This window comes from Comamonas sp. AG1104 (assembly GCF_003350425.1).
In the GTDB taxonomy this organism is placed as follows: domain Bacteria; phylum Pseudomonadota; class Gammaproteobacteria; order Burkholderiales; family Burkholderiaceae_C; genus Comamonas; species Comamonas testosteroni.
The window spans coordinates 628,366-646,345 of record NZ_QQAS01000003.1 but is presented as its reverse complement, the minus strand read 5'-3'; the positions used below and the strand labels follow the sequence as shown (position 1 = coordinate 646,345).

Here is a 17,980-nt window from a genome sequence, read left to right as displayed (position 1 = left end):
ATGGACTCATCCCAGCTCAATACCGCGCAGCCAGGGTCTGCGCGCAGCAATGTCCGCGTGGTGCTGGTGACGCAGTCGTCATCGCACGCTTTCTGGCTGGCGAGTGCTCTGGGCAGCGATGCGGAAGTGATACCGGTGGCTGGCGATCTGGCAACGCTTCACGCTGCGATTTCGGCGCCTGGGCTTGGCGTGGTGGTGGCGGATTTCTCGGCTCCCATGACGGAGGCTGCCATCGCCCTGGTCAGCGAGCTGCGTGCCGCATTCCCCGGTGTGGTGATCATGGGATCCGGCTCTGCAGCCGAGCCCGCTTCCATGCGTGCGGCCCTGCGCTGTGGTGTGGCCGAATTCATTGACTGGGATGCGTCCGAAGGAGAGGCCAATGCAGCCGTCAGGCATCAGATGCATGCACGCACTCAGCTGCCTGCTGCCGTGGCGCTGGAGCCGGAAACCAAGGGCTTTTCCCTGCCTTTGCTGGGAGCTCGTGTCGGGATGGGGGTGACTACGCTGGCAACGCATCTGGCCGTGATGTTCCAGGAGATGCATGCCTATGACGTGCGAGGCGCCCAGAACAAAAAGCAGCTTGCTCGGCCCTTTGGCGCAAGTCAGCTGCCGCAGGATGAGTCTGCGCACGCGGCATTGCTGGATCTGGGTTTGCCTGCACGCGATGGCTTGCTTTATCTGGGCATCGCGGGTGACTTCAGCTTTGTGGACGCGGTTCAGAATATGCGCAGGCTGGACGCGACGCTGATCAACTCGGCGTTTGCCAAGCACTCCACGGGCGCGGTGACTCTGGCCTGGCCTTCCGATCTGGGCATGCTGCGCGAAGTCAGCCCTGCGGCTGCAGCGGGCGTAGTCAATACGCTCAAGAGCCTGCTAGGGGTGCAGGTGATCGATCTGGGCGGCATGGTTCAGGCTGATTTTCTGGCGCCTTTGCTGCGCGAGAGCGGGCTAGGCTGGGTGGTTTGTGACCAGTCACTGGGAGGCATTGTGTCTACGGCGCAGATGCTCAAGGAGCTCGATGCCAAGGGCGTCAATCGCGGCACGCTCAAGCTGGTGCTCAACCGCTTCAATGCACAAGCCGGGCTGCCCGCCAAAGAGGTCGCGCAGCGCCTTGGTCTGGAGCTGCTACATGTGGTTCCGGACCGATCCACGGTTTTGCTGAATGCCGCCAGCTGCGGCCAGCTGTTGTCGCAGTCGCTGCGCGGTGACCCCTATGTGACTTGCGTCAGAAGCATGGCCAGAGCATTGCTCAGCGCAGCGGTTGCGGCCGACAAGGTCGCGGCGCCAGTGTCGGGCGTTCTGGGGCAATGGGCCAAGCGATTGAGGAGAGGCGAATGAGCATGGACATTGTTTTCGCCGAAAAAACCAGTCATTTTTCGGACTCCAAGCAACTGCTGCTGATCAAGAACGTCGCGCATGAGCATTTGCTGACGCGTGTGGAGGAACTGGGGGCAGTGTTTGCCAAGTGGTCAACCAGCCGTGTGCGCCAGTTTGTGCACCAGGAGCTGGAGCAGTTTGTGCGTCAGCAGCGCTTTCCCGTCAATGACGAGGAGGTGCAATGGATTGCGCAGGCACTGAACAAGGAGTTGTCGGGGCTGGGGCCGCTTGACGACTTGATGGCCGACCCGGAGGTCGAGGACATTCTGATCAACGGCTATCAGCGCGTATTCGTTTCGCGCAAGGGCATTTTGCAGCAGGAGGCCTTGCACTTCACCGACAACGCCCATGTGCTGCGCATCGTACGCCGCATCATCTCCCCGCTGGGCCGGCGCCTTGATGAATCCACGCCCATGGTCGATGCACGTTTGCCGGACGGCGGCCGTATCAATGTGGTGATAGAGCCTTTGTCGCTGGACGGGCCGGCGGTTTCGATCCGCAAGTTTCGCAATGATCCGCTGCGAGTCCAGGATCTGGTCGACTTCGGCACCATGGACGAAGGCATGGCCCGCTTGCTGGAGCTGGCGGTGCGCGAACGCTGCAATATTCTCATCAGCGGCGGCACCAGTTGCGGCAAGACCTCCATGCTCAATGCGATTGCGGGCTTTATCCCCGGCAATGAGCGGGTGGTGACGATTGAGGACACGGCCGAGCTGACGCTGCCTCACCCTCATGTGGTGCGCATGGAAAGCCGTCCCGGTGGCTTTGAAGGCGCGGGAGTGGTTTCCATTCGGGATCTGCTGCGCAACAGCTTGCGCATGCGCCCGGATCGCATTGTGGTGGGCGAGGTGCGTGGCGCGGAAGTGCTGGAGATGCTCCAGGCCATGAACACCGGTCACGACGGCTCCATGGCCACCATCCATGCAAGCTCTCCGCGCGAGTGTCTGCACCGCATGGAGATGCTTGCCGGCTTTGCGGGCTTTCAGGGCAGCGAGGTCAGCCTGCGCCGCCAGATTGCCAATGCGCTCGATTTCATCGTGCAGATCAGCCGCCTGCCCAATGGCAAGCGGCGCATCACATCGATCACCGAAGTCACGGGCATCATCGACAGCGTGATTGCCACCCAGGAGCTCTATCGTCACGAGCTGCTGCCCCAGCCCGACGGCGAGGATCTGGAGCGTTGGACCACGCTGGGCATGGTGCCGCATACGCCCAAGCTGGCACGCTATCGCGCGGTGCTGCAGCACGCGGGAGGTAACGGCGCAAGCCATGCGGGACTGCGTCATGGCTAGCAATGCGTTTTTACTCCTGAGCCTGGCGCTGCTGATTGCTGCAGCCGCCATGGCGCTGTGGATGTTTGTCAGCCGGCAGCAGAAGACGCACCGTATGACCAGGCATCTGGAGCAGAGCCTGGAGAAAAGCGCAGCAGCTGCGGCTGGGTTTGCGGCCAAGGATGCCGCGGCATCGGCTTTTGACGGCTCCGTGGCGGATGCTTTGCTGGGTCATGAGAAAAAAACAGGATGGCCGGTTCCCGCCGCTTTGTTGGGGACGGCCAGTGCCGGACTTTTCTATGGCGGATTGGTCCTGATTGCTGCGACGTTTTTGGCCGTTGGCTTTGCTGCTGGCTGGCTGGCCGGTAGTGCAGCGCTGGTGGTGCTGGGAATTGGCTTCTTCTTTTTGCTTTACACGCGGGCACAGAAGTACCGCACCAGGCTCACGCAGCAGTTGCCTGGCTTTCTCGACAACACGGTGCGCCTGGTGACCATTGGCAACTCCGTTCAGGCAGCGTTCCAGATGGCTGCAGCCAGCACCAAAGACCCGTTGCAGTCGGTCATGGAAAAAGCCGCCAGTCTGGCCCGCGCGGGCATGGATCTGGAAAATGCGGTGGCCCATGTGGCCAGGCAGACAAGACTGGACGAGCTGCACTTGCTGGCAGCTATTTTGCGCATCAGCGTGCGTTATGGCGGCCGGGTCGACCTGCTGCTGGAGCGTGTGGCCAATTTCATGCGCGACCGCGAGCAGGCCGAGCAGGACTTGTCTGCCATGACGGCCGAAACGCGATTGTCGGCCTGGGTGCTGAGTCTGCTGCCGGTGGCCGTGTGCTGTCTGATCATTTCCTTCAACGCGAGCTATTTCCTGAGGATGTGGAATGACGCCAGTGGCCGCAACATCATCTGGGCAGCGGCTGCGTTGCAGGTCTTTGGTGTGCTGCTGCTCTACCGCATGGCCAAGCTCGATGAGGGGGCCGACTGATGGAGACATCCCGTCTTTTGCTGATGCTGAGCGTGGCATTTGTGGCCTTGGCGGCGCTGATTGGTGCGGCTTTGATTGCCTATGCACATCAGCGACGCGAACGCAGCAGTCAGGTGGTGCAGGATGCACTGAGCCGCAGCGGCGCGGTTGCGGCGAATGAGGCGGCAGCGCCTGCCAGGCCCGCAGATCTGCTGCGCTCGCTCAATGGCGATGGCGATCTGCCTGCACACTGGCTCAATACCTCGTTTGGCAAGGCGCTGGTGGCACAGGAAGACCGCATTTTGCTGAGCAAATGCGGCTGGGGGTCGACTCGCGCGCAGCTGCAATACCTGATAGCGCGCTGCGTGGTCTCTGTATTGCTTGTGCTGCTTGCTGCCTTTGTTCTTTCGGGCAGCAAACAATTTCTGCTCTACCTGTTTGCTGCGTTCACCATAGGTTTTCTGCTTCCCAAATGGGTGCTGCGCAGCGTGGCGCGCCGCCGCAGGGCCAGCGTCGCCAGAGAGCTGCCTTTGCTCGTCGACTTGCTGGGCTTGCTGCAAGGCACGGGCTTGAGCCTGGATCAGACCCTGCAGGTGATTGGCTCTGACTTCGGCAATGTCATGCCCGTGCTTTCGCGAGAGATACAGCTGGCCAACCAGCAGTACAGCCGGGGCAGCACGCGCGAGCGTTCCTTTGGGCGCATGAGCGAGGTCTATCAGAACGACAACCTTGCCAATCTGACATCGCTGATGACTCAGATCGACAGATATGGCGGAGCCGTGCAGGAGCCGCTGCGCATTTTTGGCGAACGTCTGCGCGAGCAGCGCAAGGCCAAGATGAAGGAGTTGATAGGAAAGATCTCGGTCAAGATGACGGGCGTCATGGTGGTGACGCTGCTTCCTGCCCTGATCATCATTACAGCCGGACCGGGGTTTCTTGCCGTGATCCGGGCACTGGGAGGGATGACAAAATGAAAAAAGAAAGCCGATATCTGATGCTGCCATTGGCGGCTGCAACCATGGCTCTGCTGTCGGGCTGTTCCAGCATGGGCAATCTGCTGGGGCAGAACCAGTCCGTGCTGTCGCCCGCGGCCAAGGCCGCAGCAGACAGGCCGCTGGAGAAGGAGGCGGTGGTCGACACGCAGGACACCTACCTCTCTCTGGTCAAGCAGATGCAGTCCAAGTCGCTTTGGTATGCCTCCATCGCGCACCTGGATGCACTGGACAAGCAGTGGGGCGCTTCCAGCGATTCGAGGCTGTTGCGCGCCGATGCATTGCGTCAGGTGGGGCAGCTCAGTGCAGCCATCCCCATCTACCAGGGCCTGTTGGGCAGCGCCAAGGATGGTGCCGCACGCTACGGCCTGGGCCGTGTGGCCGCAGAGCAGGGCGACTTTCGCAGTGCCGCTCAGCAGATGGAGCAGGCGCGCATGAGCAATCCTGTGGATTCGCGCCTGTTGACCGATCTGGGCTATGCCTATCTGCGTGCGCGTGACCTGAATGCAGCGCGCATTCCCCTGATGCAGGCGGCGCAGCTCAACCCCGAGGATGCACAGGCCAACGTCAACCTGAGCCTGTTCATGATGGTCAGCGGCCAGAGCGCGCAGGCCGAGGAATTCATGCGCCAGCGCAAGCTGGATGCACAGACCCAGCAGCTGGTCAAGGAGCAGGCCGGGGAGTGGTTGAGGGATGCAAGTCTGGCCGCAGCAAAGCCTGCCGCGGCTGCGACCGGAAAGGTCGTCAACCTCTCTCGTCCGGAAGTGAAGACTGCACCTGAGGCCGTGGCCAGTTCCGGGAAATCCGCCGAAGTGCCGGAGCCTGCTGCAGTGCAGGAGGTACCCGCCGCAAAAAAGCCCGCACCGGAGCCTGAAGCCGCAAAGGCTCCGGTAGTGACAGTCAAGGCAGCGGACTCTGTGCCGTCTCGTTCCCATGTGACCCAGACCCTGTTGCCGCTGCCCGCAGCTCAGCCCATGGTGGCGCGGAGTGTGGAGCGGGCGCCCAGCGGTGGTCAGTGGATGGTCTCTGGCGGCAGCTTCGATGCAGGAAGGCCGCGTCACCCCGGTCAGGGGGCGAGCCAGCTGATGCCGGCGGCTGCGCAAACCTATGCCTACGTGCCGCCTGTGCCTGGGCAGGCAATGGATGCTCCTGATAATGTAGCAGCTACCGCTTCATTGGAAATACTTTCAGAAGTAAAGCAGTCTGAAATTGCTGTCAATAAAGCGCAAATAGCTCCTGTATCGATAGCTAAAACTGCACTGCCACTGGAGGCGGCCGTGGCGACGGCTTCTCGGTCAGCGAAGCAGGAGACGCCCAAACCTGAACAGCCTCTGCTTACCGAGGCGATGCCCGCCAAAGTGCAGCAGACGCGGCCAGCAATGGCTTTGCAAGCCGAGCCTGCACCGCAGTCCGTGATCCCGCGCCAGCCCGTGCGCCCGACAAGGTCGGTGCCGGAGGCTGCCGTGGTGATGGCTGCGGCAAACCCTGTCGCAGTGCGTCAGAGCGGTGAATCCGGCGGCAAGCAGGCTGTGCGAGCCATGCTGCCGCAGCGCGCAGCGGCGGGTGGATTGTTTTTTGAGACACCCGATGAAGATGCCGGCAGCAAGCCTGCAGCTTCTGCCAAGACGGGTGCGCCCGAGCGTGCCTGGCCCTGAACCTTCAAGGAGTAGTCCACATGAATACGCAGACAGCATCCATCCCATGGGCCCGCGCATTCACCCTGGCATTGATGGCACTGGGCATGGCCTCGGTCGCCATGGCGCAGGCCAGTGGCAATACCGGCCTCGGCACAGGCGTGACCAATATGAGTGCGCCCCGAAGTGCGGCAGCGATGCCCGCAGCAACTGCGCAGGCCGCAGTGACTCAGACTCCGGCTCCGGGCAATGCCTCCCTGACGCCACCGGCAAGCAATCGTGTGGGCGATGCCACCAGCCATCTGCTGGCGCTGCAGGCCGGCGGCCAGTACGCATCGCGCAATGCCTATCCCGTGACAAGCGATGTGGCCCAGCGCAGCTATCAGCGCTATCTGGAGAGCTTTACCCACAAGATCCCGGAGAGCGCTGAAACACAAGTGGGCAGCAAGACAGGTGGTAGCCGCTAAGCGGTCAGAGAGGTTCTCTGCATGCAGTCTTTTGCCAAAGGCCTGAGCGGTCTTCGCACTCGTCGCCAATCGGGCTCCGTGGCGATGCTGGGGGCGCTATGGCTGATGATTGCCGTGATCTGCCTGGCAACCATCGATATCGGCAATATGTTCTGGCAGAAGCGCGAGTTGCAGAAGATTGCTGATTTGGCGGCGTTGGGGGGGGCCGCGACCGTAGTTTCGGCCTGCCAGGACAATGCCCGCAGCAGTGCGCGGCAAAACGGGCTGAATGAAGCTGCGCTCGATGGCGATGCGCTTGTCGTGGAGTGCGGCAGCTGGAGTCCCCGGCGTGCGGGCGCTGCAACCGACTATTTCGTGGCTGGTGGTACGCCCTTCAATGCGAGCCGGGTCACTGTGACACGCGGCGTGCCGTACTTCTTCCTCCTGTCGGCCGGGCAGGCTCAGGGGCGGTTGGTGGTTGCCAGTGCCACCGCGGCGCGCAAGCCCCCTGCGGCGGCCTTGAGCGTTCGAAGCACGCTGCTGAGCGTAGACAGCAGTCAGTCGCCGTTGCTCGATGCGCTGTTCAGCGGTCTGCTGCAGTCGAGCGTGAAAATCGATGCCGTGGGTTGGCAGGGTTTGCTGGATACGCGGGTGAGCTTGCTGCAATTTCTTGATGCGCTGGCGGTCCAACTCAATGTGGCTGCCGGCGATTACGACGGGCTGCTCAAAGCCGATGCGCGTGTAGGCAGCGTGCTCACCGCCTTGCTGGACGTGGTGCGACAGAAGCAGACGGCAGGAGTGGTCGTGGATGCGCTGCAAAAACTCGTGCAAGCCGCCGCCAGTGTGGGCGGAGTGCCGTTGACGCTGGGCCAACTGTTGAAACTGCAGACAGGTCTGCCGGCTTCGGCGCTGGATCTGGGGCTGCGCGCCTTTGATCTCGTGCAGGCAGTCGCGCAGTTGGGCAACGCCAACAGTGCGGCCGTGGCGGCGCTCGATCTGCCGCTGGGTCTGGTGGGCATCTCTGTCAAGCTCAAGGTGATAGAGCCGCCGCAGCTGTCTGCTATAGGCGATCCGTCTCTGGCCAAGCAAAATCCCACGGGCGAGCACGCCATTTTTGTGCGTACGGCACAGGTGCGCACGCTGATTTCGGCGGAAGTGCCGCTGGCCTCGGCCGTAACGGGTCTGGTCAATGGCGTGCTGGTGCTGCTGTCGCCTGTGTTGACGACCGTGAATCTATTGCTCGGAGGCATTCCTCCGAAATGGATGGATATCCAGGTGCTGCCACCGCCTGTAAGGTTGGACATAGCACTGGATGTGGGCAGCGGCAGCGCGAGGCTGACGGATTACTCTTGTCAGGCCGGCAACAAATGGCTGCACACCCGCAGCACCACGGCCGTCTCCAACCTGCGCATAGGGAGGATGGGCAATACGCCGGCAGATGCCGCCAATGCGGCATTTTCCTCCAAGGTCTATCCCATAGTGCAGCCATTGGTCGTGGCCGACGTCGGTTGCCTCGGGTGCAATGGCGCCGGACGTACCCCGCTTTATTTCGGTGGGCTGGGCGCATCCGTGGACTCGCCCGTGGGCGAGAACATCGTCGATCCGCATGTCTTCGTAAATCCGCCGCGGCTTGAGCAGGCGCCGCTGTACCAGAGCGTGGCAGCAAAGAATATCGTCGGCAGCTTGGCTCCGACAGTCGGTCAAATCCAGCTGACGCGCATTCCCGCGACCGGCAGCCCCAACGGCCTTCTAACCGCTTTGCTAGGGACTGTGTTCGATCTGCTGGGTGGGCTGAGTGGCGCCGTTGCCGCTCTGATCGGTCAGGTGCTGTCGCCCTTGCTCGACCCACTGGTCAATGTGCTGCTGAAGGTATTGGGCATAGACCTGGCCACCACCGACGTGGGCGTGCAGCTCAATTGCGCTGCCGATGTTCAGTTGGTGTTCTAAGCCCGCTGGCTAGTCCGGCAGTCAGCATTCAGTTGCGTCAGCAGCCCCGCCAGGGCATGCCGAAGCGTTGCGGCCCGCACGGCGAAGCGGCCACCGGCGAACTGCTGCAGCTCGCTGATACTGCACCCATCCACATTCCAGCCGAACCAGACTGTGCCCACAGGCTTTTCGGCAGAGCCTCCGCTCGGGCCCGCAACCCCCGTCACGGCAATGCTGACCTGGGCGCGTGAATTGCGTATGGCGCCTTCGGCCATGGCGCGCACGACCTCCTCGCTGACGGCGCCGTGCTTGGCGATCAGCTCGGCAGGCACGCCCAGCATCTCGGTCTTGGCCTCGTTGGAGTAGGTCACGAAACCACGTTCGAACCATTGGCTGGAGCCTGCCAGATCGGTGCAGGCCGCAGCAATCATGCCGCCGGTGCAGCTTTCGGCGGTGGCCAGCATCCAGCCTTTTTCGGTCAGCCTGGCGGCCAGTTGCCGCACCAGTTCTTCGATGCCGCTTGCTTGTGTGCTCATCGTCTCCTCCATGGCTTGCGCGGTCAGAAGAAATGCCGCCAGAGGGCCACGACCAGTAGAGTGCAGAAGGCGGCTACCAGGTCATCCCACATGATTCCCCAGCCGCCGCGCGGGCCGAAGCCTTTGAACAGACGGTCTGCCCATTTGACGGGCTGGGGTTTGACGGCATCAAAAAAGCGGAACAGAGCGAAGCAGGTGAGCTGACCCCAGAAGCCCATGGGCATGCACAGCCACATAACCATCCACATGGCGACCACTTCGTCCCAGACGATATGGCCGGGGTCGGCCACGCGCATATGCCTTGCGGTGACGGTGCAGGCCCACCAGCCTACGGGAATGCTGGCGGCAATCAGCCAGCCGATCTGTGCCGGGCTCAGCCACAGTGCCAGCACCAGATAGGCCAGCCAGGCCCACAGGCTGCCCACCGTGCCGGGGGCGACGCGGGGCAGACCGGAGCCAAAGCCCAGAGCAATCAAATGGGCCGGATGCTGCAGCATGAACTTCACGCTGGGGTGGGCGATTCCTGCCGCACTCATGCCGTGGCTTGCTTTGTTATTGATAGCTGCTTGCGCACTATCCGTATGCGCTGCGGCGCTATCTGATAGATCATCCGTCATGGCGTGATGATACGCGCTGCCTTACTGCAGGCCGGTGATGGGCTGGTTTTCTGGGAAGCGGATCTGGTGCGTGGCCTGGAACTGAGCCGTGCTGCGGGCGGCCAGATTCTGCTCCCAGGCAACCATGCCGTTTTGCGCATTCCAACTGGTGGTGGCGGGCTGCGGGCTGTATTGCGACTGCACCTTGATCTGCTCATTGCGCGAAACAGGGGCCGAGTCCAGCACCTGCAGCGCGATGGGCTGGTTGTGGCGGTTTTCCACGGCGTAGTGGCGCACGATGCTGCGCTCGGTTTTGCTGCTGGCCCAGCCGCCGCTGCCGGTGTGGCTTTGCGCAGGCAGGCGGCGCACCACCACGTTTTCATCGCGACCAAAAGACAGTCCTTGCGCCAGCGCCTGGGCGTTGCCAAAGTCCAGTCTGCCGTTGCCAACCAGCGCCTCGTCCCGGAACAGAGCTACCGGGCCCGCTGGCCAGATGCCTGGCGGAGCCTGCAGCGTGGCAATCAGATAGGCCGCCTCTTCCATGGCCGGCGCGGTGCGGGTCAGCAAGCTGGTGGCCAGATTTTCCTGACCTAGCGACAGCGTGATGCGCTCGGCGCTGGAGGGCACGCTGATCTTGTACGGCACGATGAATTGCGTGCTGTAGGCCGTGTTGATGCTGGAGACATCGAGCACCGGCAAGTCCGGTGCCACTGCCTCTTCGCGCATCGCCCGGGCTCCGCTGCGCGCCATCATGGCGACGGGGGCCGGCGCCGGTACGGCGGGGGGCAGCGGCTGGGCGATATCTACCGTCCAGGGGCGCGGCATGACACCCTGGGTGCTGCGGCTGGGTTGGCCGGTGGACAGGCGCAGGCGCACATTGCTCCAGTCCTCGCCACTGGCCTGCACGACCAGGGCCTGGCGCTCCAGCTGCACCTGCTGCTTGGTGGTGTTCAACTGGGCGCGGTAGCTGGGCTGCCAGCTCGGCCCGCGCACCTGGTAGCTCAGGCGCACATTGGCCGCGCGTGCGCTGGCCAGCTGCACGCTGACTTTCATGACCTGAGACTGCTCGGAACCCGTGCGGTCGCGCTCCTGGCGCAAAGGCTGCAATTGCGCCAGCAGATCCTGCTTCTGGCGCTGAATCTGGTGGGCACGCAGGCTGTTGTCGCGGCTGGTCTGGCGCAGCACCTGGCTGGTGCCGGCGATCTGCGCGGGGCTGATTCTGGCTTCGTCACCGGGCTTGCTCATGCCCTGCAGAAAATCGCCCACCAGCCTGGCGGCGCCTTCTTCGGCCTCGATGTTCGCGAGCTGATCCTCAAGGCCGCGAATCTGCTGATCCAGCGGGCTGGTGCATTCCTTGGCAGCCATCTGCCTGGACTGCATCAGGGTCTTGATCTCACCCACGCGCACGCCTTCGTCGCCGCTGATCTGCAGGCTCTGCGTATCCACGCTGGCAGGCAGGCATTCAAAGCTGAGCAGACGGGTCTGGGCGTCGATGCGTGCCTCGCGCTGTACGGCGGCGATGCCGGGATAGAGCGTGACCTCGGTGATGGGCGCGCGATTGCCCGAGACACTGAGGCTGCTGGCGTCGGCCAGGGCGAGCCCGGGCAAAGCAGCTGCGACACAGACCATGGACACAGGCAGAAGACGGCTTGAACGCATTGGCAGCTCTTGTGGGCAGTGGACAGGGACATGACTTACGCAAAACGGGTTCAGGCAAGACGACTGCCTCAGCAGGCAGGCCCTTGTTGCATTCCTGTGTGCGTAAGCCCCAAGGGCGTGAGCTTAACCCAGGCGGTTTCCTATCCCTGTCCTGGCGCCTCTTGCGTCCGGGCCGAGTTCATTGCGTTCATCCGCCGAAGTGGTCGAAGGACTTCCAGCGGTTTTGCAGCAGGGTGCCGTCCGCATCGATCACGCGCAGACCCGGCTCGGTATCGATGCGGCCTATGCAATGCACCGGCGTGCCGCTGGCAGTGCCTGCTGCCAGTACGTCGGCATGCCGGGCTGCTGGGGCGGTAAAGCACAGCTCGTAGTCGTCGCCGCCGGCCAGCGTGCATTGCTGCTGCAGTCTTGCATCCAGTTGCCATGCACTGCCTGACGTGTAGGCGGCAGCCGCCATCAAGGGCGTGATGCAGCGACTGTCTACTGTGGCGCCGACGCTGGACAGCTCCAGGATATGGCCGAGGTCGCCGAGCAGGCCGTCGCTGACATCCAGCGCGCTGCTGGCAATGCCGCGCAGCGCCAGGCCCAGGGCCACGCGCGGCGTGGGGGCTTCAAGCCGCTGGCGGGCCTGCTGCAGCAACTCGGCAGGCAAGGGCGCATGGCCCAGCATGGCCTCCAGTGCCAGGCGTGCATCGCCCAGAGTGCCACTGACCCAGATTTCATCGCCAGCCCTGGCGCCGCTGCGCAGCAAGGCCTGGCCGGCAGGGACTTCGCCAAATACGGTGATGCAGATATTGAGCGGGCCGCCCGTGGTGTCGCCGCCGATGAGTTCGCAGTCATGGGCATCGGCCAGGGTCAGCAGGCCGGCCGCAAATTCGCTGATCCAGGCTTCGTCGGCACCGGGCAGGGACAGGGCCAGCGTGAATGCCAGAGGCCTGGCACCGCTGGCGGCCAGATCACTGAGGTTGACGGCCAGAGCCTTGTGACCCAGCAGGCGCGGGTTCACATCGGCAAAGAAGTGGCGGCCCTCGACCAGCATGTCGCTGGAGATGGCCAGCTGCATGCCGGGGGCTGGGGCCAGCAGCGCGCAGTCGTCGCCCACGCCCAGGGCGGCGCGACGCACGGGGCGCTGGAAGTAGCGGCGGATCAGATCGAATTCACCCATGAAGTCTCTGGCCGCCCGCGATGCTGCGGCCTGGTGGGCCGCTGGTCGGCGGCGGTTGATGGTCAAGGCCAGAAAAAGCTCAGCGGCCTGCGCCAGAAGCGCTGGCGTATAGCCTTGTAGATGCGCGAACGGTCCACGCCGCTGACGTTGTGGGCACGCAGGGCGACACGGAAAGCCAGGTAGAAGCTCACCCCCACATTCAGCGCCGCATTGAAGGGCAGCATGGCCACGGCCCACCACAGCAGATCGTCATGCAGCACCTCCCAGCCCAGCGATGCCACGGCCACGCCGATCTGGCCCGTGGATAGGGTGACGTGGCGTACTTCCAGTCCCAGGCCGAAGAAGGCCGCAAATGCAGGAACCAGGCCCAGCATGAAACCCAGCGAGATATTGGACGCCAGGCTGGAGACATTCTTGCGCAAAAAGCTTGCCCAGCGATCCGCGCGGCCCGTGCCCAGAAAGCGGGTGATGCGCGGGTTGTAGCGAATCACCGAATCGATGTTGCGCAGCACAAACCAGTTTTCCGCACCGCCGGCAATCAGGCTGCTGACAAACAGCAGCACGCCGGTAAAGGCGGCGAAGAGCACGGATGGCCCCAGCAGACTCAGCGAGTCCAGCACCTGGCGCGCATGCGGGGTGCTGAGCGCCTGGTGGCCGACAAGATAGGCATAGCCCAGCGACAGCAGCAACGCCCCTGGGAAGACGATGAGCACGTTGCCCAGAATGGCAGCCACCTGGGAGCGCACCAGATGAGCAACCTCATCGACGAACTCCTGGATGGAGCCATCACTTTGGATGTCCTTGAGCTTGGCGGCCATGGCAGGCGCCGTCATGGCAGGCTGCTTGGTGGCCACCGTGAAGTGCAGCATCTGGATCAGCACAAAGCTGATGGCGTAGTTGAAGCCCGCAGCCAGTCCCGACCAGAAGACGGACAGGCCCAGCGCATACAGCGCAAACTTGGCCAGCGTGGTGAAGGCCATCACAAAGCCGCCGCCCGCGGCCTTGGCCACCATCTTGCGGTATTCGCTGCCGTCGCGGGTGATGTAGTGCTCGCCGGTTTCGGCGCTGCGCTCGGCCACCTTGGCGGCCAGCAGCGATGAGTTGGTGGACATCAGCGCACGCACGCTTCGGCGCTCTATGCCCACGGCCACCAGGTTGGACAGCAGCTCTGACGTCTCGTAGGCGCGGTCTTCTGCCAGCAGGCAATCGAGCAGGCGGCGAATGCGCAGAATGCGCGCACGCACCTGGCGCAGGCGGAAGATCAGGCCGACGGAAATGCCTTCGGCCTCGACATAGGAGTACACCGACGATACGGCGGCGCGGCAGGCCTCGAGCCGTTCGCGCAGCTGGGCGGCTGCGGCGTCGCGCCTGTCGGTGGTGCGCAGCGGCAGCATGACCTCCACACGCAGGTTTTCCACATCGTGGATCAGCGCATGAAACGGCTTTTCCTCGCGTGCCTGCTCGCTCATGCGCAGACGCAGCTCCGGGGCAAAGCCTGTGGAGAGAATCTGTCCCGCGCAATAGGTGATGGCGTCAAGCAGGTTACGCTCCCAGAAGCTCACGCCTTCATCCTGCTGCTGCGGGGTCAGCAAGGTGGTAATGCGGGCCATGAGCTGGCTGTCCAGCGCATGCAGCCAGCGGGCGTCGAAACGCTCGGGAAAGACCAGCATGAACAGCTCGGAGGCATCCTCGGTCTCGGGAGTGCTGGGCAGTAACTTGTAGCGCAGGCGCTCGGCCACTTCGCTGGCCATGGCCGTGCGCGGGGCAAAGCCGAAATCTGCCAGCAGGGCGGTGATGTCCACCGTCTCCATCAGCGTCTGGCTCCAGCGGCGCAGCCGGGCCAGCGCTTCGGGGTCGGCCTCAAAGGCCTCGACGATCTGTTTCACGCGCTGCACGGCGCCTTCGACAGAGGGTTCGGCCGCGCGTATCCATTCGGCCAGATGGATCAGCCACAGATGGCGTTGTGCAAGGCCCGCACCAGGGTCCAAGGACGCCAGCAGGCCGGGCAGGTCAAGAGTGCTTTTCTTCATGCAAATGTGGGGTGGCCGCCTTAGTGCAGAACGCGCTTCTCGGGCATGGGCATGGGGTCGCCGGACTCATTCATCTGCAGCACGAAGAGCGGAATCTCGCACTCGAAGGTCTCGCCCTCGTGATTCACGCAGAGATAGCTTCCCCGCATGGTGCCCGTGGGCGTGCGCAGCTGGCAACCGCTGCTGTACTCGAAGGATTCACCGGGCTGCAGCAGCGGCTGTCGGCCCACCACGCCCAGGCCCTTGACCTCTTCGACATGGCCCAACTCGTTGGTGATGATCCAGTGCCGCGCAATCAGCTGCGCGGGCACCTCACCCGTGTTGGTGACGGTAATGGTGTAGGAAAACACATAGACGCCGGCGGCCGGGGCGGATTGCTCGGGCAGGTAGGCGGGCTGGACTTGGACCAGAAACTCATTCATCGGCATGAGCTAATGGTAACTGCGACAATTGCAATCCATGAGCCCCACCTACCGTATTGCCCCCTCCATTCTGTCAGCCGACTTCGCCCGTCTGGGTGAAGAAGTGCGTAATGTCATTGCAGCCGGCGCCGACTGGATCCACTTCGACGTGATGGACAACCATTACGTCCCCAATCTGACCTTCGGCCCCATGATCTGTCAGGCTTTGAAGCCCCATTCGGTCACACCCGATGGCAAGCCCGTGCCCATCGACGTGCATCTGATGGTGCAGCCCGTGGACGATCTCGCCACGGCTTTTGCCAAGGCAGGTGCGGACTACATCAGCTTTCACCCCGATGCGTCGCAGCATGTGCACCGTAGCGTTCAGAACATCAAGGCTCACGGCTGCAAGGCCGGTCTGGTGTTCAATCCCGCCGCGTCGCTGGAGGTGCTGGACTGGATGATCGAAGACATCGATCTGATCCTGCTGATGAGCGTGAACCCCGGCTTCGGCGGTCAAAGCTTTATTGATAGCACGCTGCGTAAGATCGAAAAGGCCCGCAAGTTGATCGATGCTTCTGGCAAAGACATTCGCCTGGAAGTGGACGGCGGCATCAAGGAAGCCAATATCCGTGCAGTGGCCGATGCCGGTGCCGACACTTTTGTGGCAGGCAGCGCCATCTTCGGCAAGCCGGATTACAAGGCTGTCATCGACACCATGCGCAAGAATCTGGCCTGACTCCCGCTTAAGGCGCTGCACAGAGGCGGCGAGGCCGCCCAGGCCTGGTTCCCAGCCCTGACTTCGGCTGCGCTCGATACACGAGCGCGGCTTTGGGAGTCGGGGGATGGATGTTTTAATTTTATTGGCTGCAAGCCCAATATTGAAAAGCGCATGCAGCTACTGAATTGATAGTTGTATGAAGCTGAATCTGCCCGCTCCCGCCGCCGCTCTGGAACTGGATGCCGTCATGGTCGACCTCGACGGCACCATGGTGAACACGCTGGGCGACTTTGCCGAAGCGCTCAACCGCATGCTGGCCGATCTGCAATTGCCGGCTATCAAGCCGCAGATCATCGAGAACATGGTGGGCAAGGGCAGCGAGCATCTGATCCGCTCCGTGCTGGCCCATGTGGGGGCCGCAGACATCGACGCCCTCTATCCCCAGGCCTGGCAGCGTTATGAGCACCATTACCTGGCCATCAACGGCCAGTTCGCCGATGTCTACCCGGGCGTGGCCCAGGGTCTGCATGCCCTGCGCTCCCTGGGCCTGCGCATGGCCTGCCTGACCAACAAGCCCCTGTCCTTTGCCCAGCCCCTGCTGGCCGCCAAGGGGTTGGACGGCTTTTTCGACTGTGTGTTCGGTGGCGACTCCTTCGCGCGCAAAAAGCCCGACCCCATGCCCCTGGTCGAGACCTGCAAGGCTCTGGGCAGCGAGCCCGCGCGTACGCTGATGGTGGGTGACTCCAGCAACGACGCCCAGGCTGCCCATGCAGCGGGCTGCCCCGTGGTGTTGATGACCTACGGCTACAACCACGGCCAGCCTATCACGGCGGTCAAGGCCAGGGCTCATCTGGATTCGCTGGCGCAGCTTGTTGCGTGATGCTGTGTTTTGTCCGCATATCTGGCATGAAAGAGTGCGGATAAGCATATTTGCTAGAGTCGGTCGCTTTGTCTGAATCCATGCCGGCTCCTGCATCACTGTGCGGTCGGCAGAGAACAAAGGGGGACTCGCGCCACATGCACGGACTGCACCTGACTGCCGACCTTTACCAATGCACAGGCCATGAGCGCTTCATGCTCGATGCCGACGCCATCGCCGGGCTTTGCCGCGAACAGACGGCGGCCTCGGGGCTGACCCTGGTGGACGACCGCTGGGTGAAGTTCCCGCCCTACGAAGGCCAGCCTGGTGGGGTGACGGGTACGGTGCTGCTGGCGGAATCCCATCTGGCCATACATACCTGGCCCGAGACGGGCAGCGTCACCATTGACGTCTATGTGTGCAATTTTTCCGCCGACAACTCGGACAAGGCCCGTCGGCTGATGGACGGCGTGATCGAGGCCTATGCCCCCGGGCAGGTGCTGCGCCAGCAATTGATGCGCGGCGATATCCGCATGGCCCAGCCCCATGTCCAGGAGTCCGAGGCCGGCTGGGCCATGGAGCCGCTCACGCCCCATGCCCGCTTTGGCTATCGCGCCACAGCGCTGCAATCGCTGCAGACCCCGTATCAGAAGCTGGAGCTGCTGCAGACGCCGCAATTCGGCAAGGTGCTGCGCCTGGATGATTGCTTCATGACCTCCGAGGGCGAGGAGTTTTTCTATCACGAGGCCCTGGTGCATCCGGCAGCCATGGCCCATCCCGCGCCGCGCAAGGCCTTGATCCTGGGCGGCGGCGACGGTGGGGCCGCCGAGGAGCTGCTCAAGCACCCGAGCATCGAGCGCGTGGTGCTGGCTGAGCTGGATGAGGCCGTGGTGCAGTTCTCGCGCCAGCATCTGCAGTCCGTGCATCGGGGCGCGCTCGACGATCCGCGTGTCGAGGTCTGTATAGGCGACGGTCTGGCCTTGATGGATGCAAGCGATGAGCGCTTCGATCTGGCACTCATGGATTTGACCGACCCTGACACGCCTGCCAGCGCCTTGTATGCACCTGACTCGCTGGCACGCATGAAGCGCGTGCTGGCGCCGGGCGGTGCGCTGGTGCTGCATCTGGGCAGCCCTGTCTTTCACGGTGCGCAGGTGGCGGAGCTGGTGCGCAGCCTGCGTCAGCAGTTTGCCGTGGTGCGCTGCTACGGCCTCTACATTCCGCTTTACGGCGCTTACTGGGGGCTGGCCGTGGCCTCCGATGAGCTCGATCCGCTGGAGCTGAAGGCGCAGCAAGTGGCCGAGCGCCTCAGGCAGCGCAAGGTGCGGGATCTGCAGTACTACAACGAGCAGGTACACGGCGCGCTGTTTGCGCTGCCCAACTATTACCGCGAGCTGCTCAAGTGA

16 protein-coding genes are annotated in these 17,980 nt (G+C 63.2%); 10 read left to right on the top strand and 6 right to left on the bottom strand.

The genetic code is table 11. The annotated features are described in order from the left end of the window. The 7 genes from DFO48_RS11460 to DFO48_RS11430 are packed head-to-tail and all read left to right on the top strand — an operon-like array spanning position 1 to position 8,628. A complete protein-coding gene (locus DFO48_RS11460; RefSeq protein ID WP_233506375.1) occupies positions 1-1,338 on the top strand; it encodes a histidine kinase in 1,338 nt (445 codons plus the stop codon). After that, entirely contained in the window at positions 1,335-2,669 is a 1,335-nt protein-coding gene (locus DFO48_RS11455) for a CpaF family protein (protein ID WP_114863444.1), read from the top strand. Before DFO48_RS11460 ends, DFO48_RS11455 begins: the two co-directional genes overlap by 4 nt. Then, positions 2,662-3,630 carry a type II secretion system F family protein gene (locus DFO48_RS11450; RefSeq protein ID WP_114863443.1) on the top strand — a complete coding sequence of 323 codons (969 nt, stop codon included), beginning with the start codon at positions 2,662-2,664 and terminating at the stop codon, positions 3,628-3,630. Before DFO48_RS11455 ends, DFO48_RS11450 begins: the two co-directional genes overlap by 8 nt. Next, a complete protein-coding gene (locus DFO48_RS11445) occupies positions 3,630-4,583 on the top strand; it encodes a type II secretion system F family protein (RefSeq protein WP_114863442.1) in 954 nt (317 codons plus the stop codon). Before DFO48_RS11450 ends, DFO48_RS11445 begins: the two co-directional genes overlap by 1 nt. Continuing rightward, the gene (locus DFO48_RS11440) at positions 4,580-6,256 is read left to right on the top strand and encodes a tetratricopeptide repeat protein (RefSeq protein WP_114863441.1); all 1,677 of its coding nucleotides are present in this window, start codon (positions 4,580-4,582) and stop codon (positions 6,254-6,256) included. Before DFO48_RS11445 ends, DFO48_RS11440 begins: the two co-directional genes overlap by 4 nt. 20 nt (positions 6,257-6,276) lie before the next feature. Beyond that, positions 6,277-6,702, top strand: coding sequence for a DUF3613 domain-containing protein (locus tag DFO48_RS11435; RefSeq protein ID WP_114863440.1), 426 nt, complete (start codon positions 6,277-6,279; stop codon positions 6,700-6,702). Between the two features lie 21 nt (positions 6,703-6,723). Then, positions 6,724-8,628, top strand: coding sequence for a TadG family pilus assembly protein (locus DFO48_RS11430; protein WP_114863439.1), 1,905 nt, complete (start codon positions 6,724-6,726; stop codon positions 8,626-8,628). On the opposite strand, the gene DFO48_RS11425 is transcribed toward DFO48_RS11430, so the two are convergent. The 6 genes from DFO48_RS11425 to apaG all read right to left on the bottom strand — a co-directional run bounded on the left by DFO48_RS11425 (position 8,625) and on the right by apaG (position 15,021). Continuing rightward, positions 8,625-9,143, bottom strand: coding sequence for a CinA family protein (locus DFO48_RS11425; protein WP_003076173.1), 519 nt, complete (start codon positions 9,141-9,143; stop codon positions 8,625-8,627). The genes DFO48_RS11430 and DFO48_RS11425 overlap by 4 nt on opposite strands. A 23-nt stretch (positions 9,144-9,166) precedes the next feature. Next, on the bottom strand, positions 9,167-9,760 hold the full coding sequence (locus DFO48_RS11420; protein ID WP_114863438.1) for a phosphatidylglycerophosphatase A: 594 nt from the start codon (positions 9,758-9,760) through the stop codon (positions 9,167-9,169). Between the two features lie 21 nt (positions 9,761-9,781). Then, on the bottom strand, positions 9,782-11,398 hold the full coding sequence (locus DFO48_RS11415) for a DUF4139 domain-containing protein (protein WP_114863437.1): 1,617 nt from the start codon (positions 11,396-11,398) through the stop codon (positions 9,782-9,784). A 187-nt stretch (positions 11,399-11,585) separates the two neighbouring features. Beyond that, complete coding sequence (gene thiL, locus DFO48_RS11410) at positions 11,586-12,563, bottom strand: thiamine-phosphate kinase (protein WP_114863525.1); 978 nt, start codon at positions 12,561-12,563, stop codon at positions 11,586-11,588. A gap of 62 nt (positions 12,564-12,625) precedes the next feature. Then, positions 12,626-14,593: a site-specific recombinase gene (locus DFO48_RS11405; RefSeq protein ID WP_053283138.1), complete on the bottom strand. Its 1,968-nt coding sequence runs from the start codon at positions 14,591-14,593 to the stop codon at positions 12,626-12,628. A 20-nt stretch (positions 14,594-14,613) separates the two neighbouring features. Then, positions 14,614-15,021 (bottom strand): Co2+/Mg2+ efflux protein ApaG, encoded by a 408-nt coding sequence (gene apaG, locus DFO48_RS11400; RefSeq protein WP_019043152.1) that lies wholly within the window; start codon positions 15,019-15,021, stop codon positions 14,614-14,616. A 31-nt stretch (positions 15,022-15,052) separates the two neighbouring features. On the opposite strand from apaG, the gene rpe reads away from it, so the two are divergent. The 3 genes from rpe (at position 15,053) to speE (ending at position 17,980) form a co-directional block, all read left to right on the top strand. Next, on the top strand, positions 15,053-15,733 hold the full coding sequence (gene rpe / locus DFO48_RS11395; RefSeq protein ID WP_012840118.1) for a ribulose-phosphate 3-epimerase: 681 nt from the start codon (positions 15,053-15,055) through the stop codon (positions 15,731-15,733). A 178-nt stretch (positions 15,734-15,911) separates the two neighbouring features. Further along, positions 15,912-16,595, top strand: coding sequence for a phosphoglycolate phosphatase (gene gph / locus DFO48_RS11390; RefSeq protein ID WP_114863436.1), 684 nt, complete (start codon positions 15,912-15,914; stop codon positions 16,593-16,595). Positions 16,596-16,732: 137 nt separating this feature from the next. Next, on the top strand, positions 16,733-17,980 hold the full coding sequence (gene speE / locus DFO48_RS11385) for a polyamine aminopropyltransferase (RefSeq protein ID WP_114863435.1): 1,248 nt from the start codon (positions 16,733-16,735) through the stop codon (positions 17,978-17,980).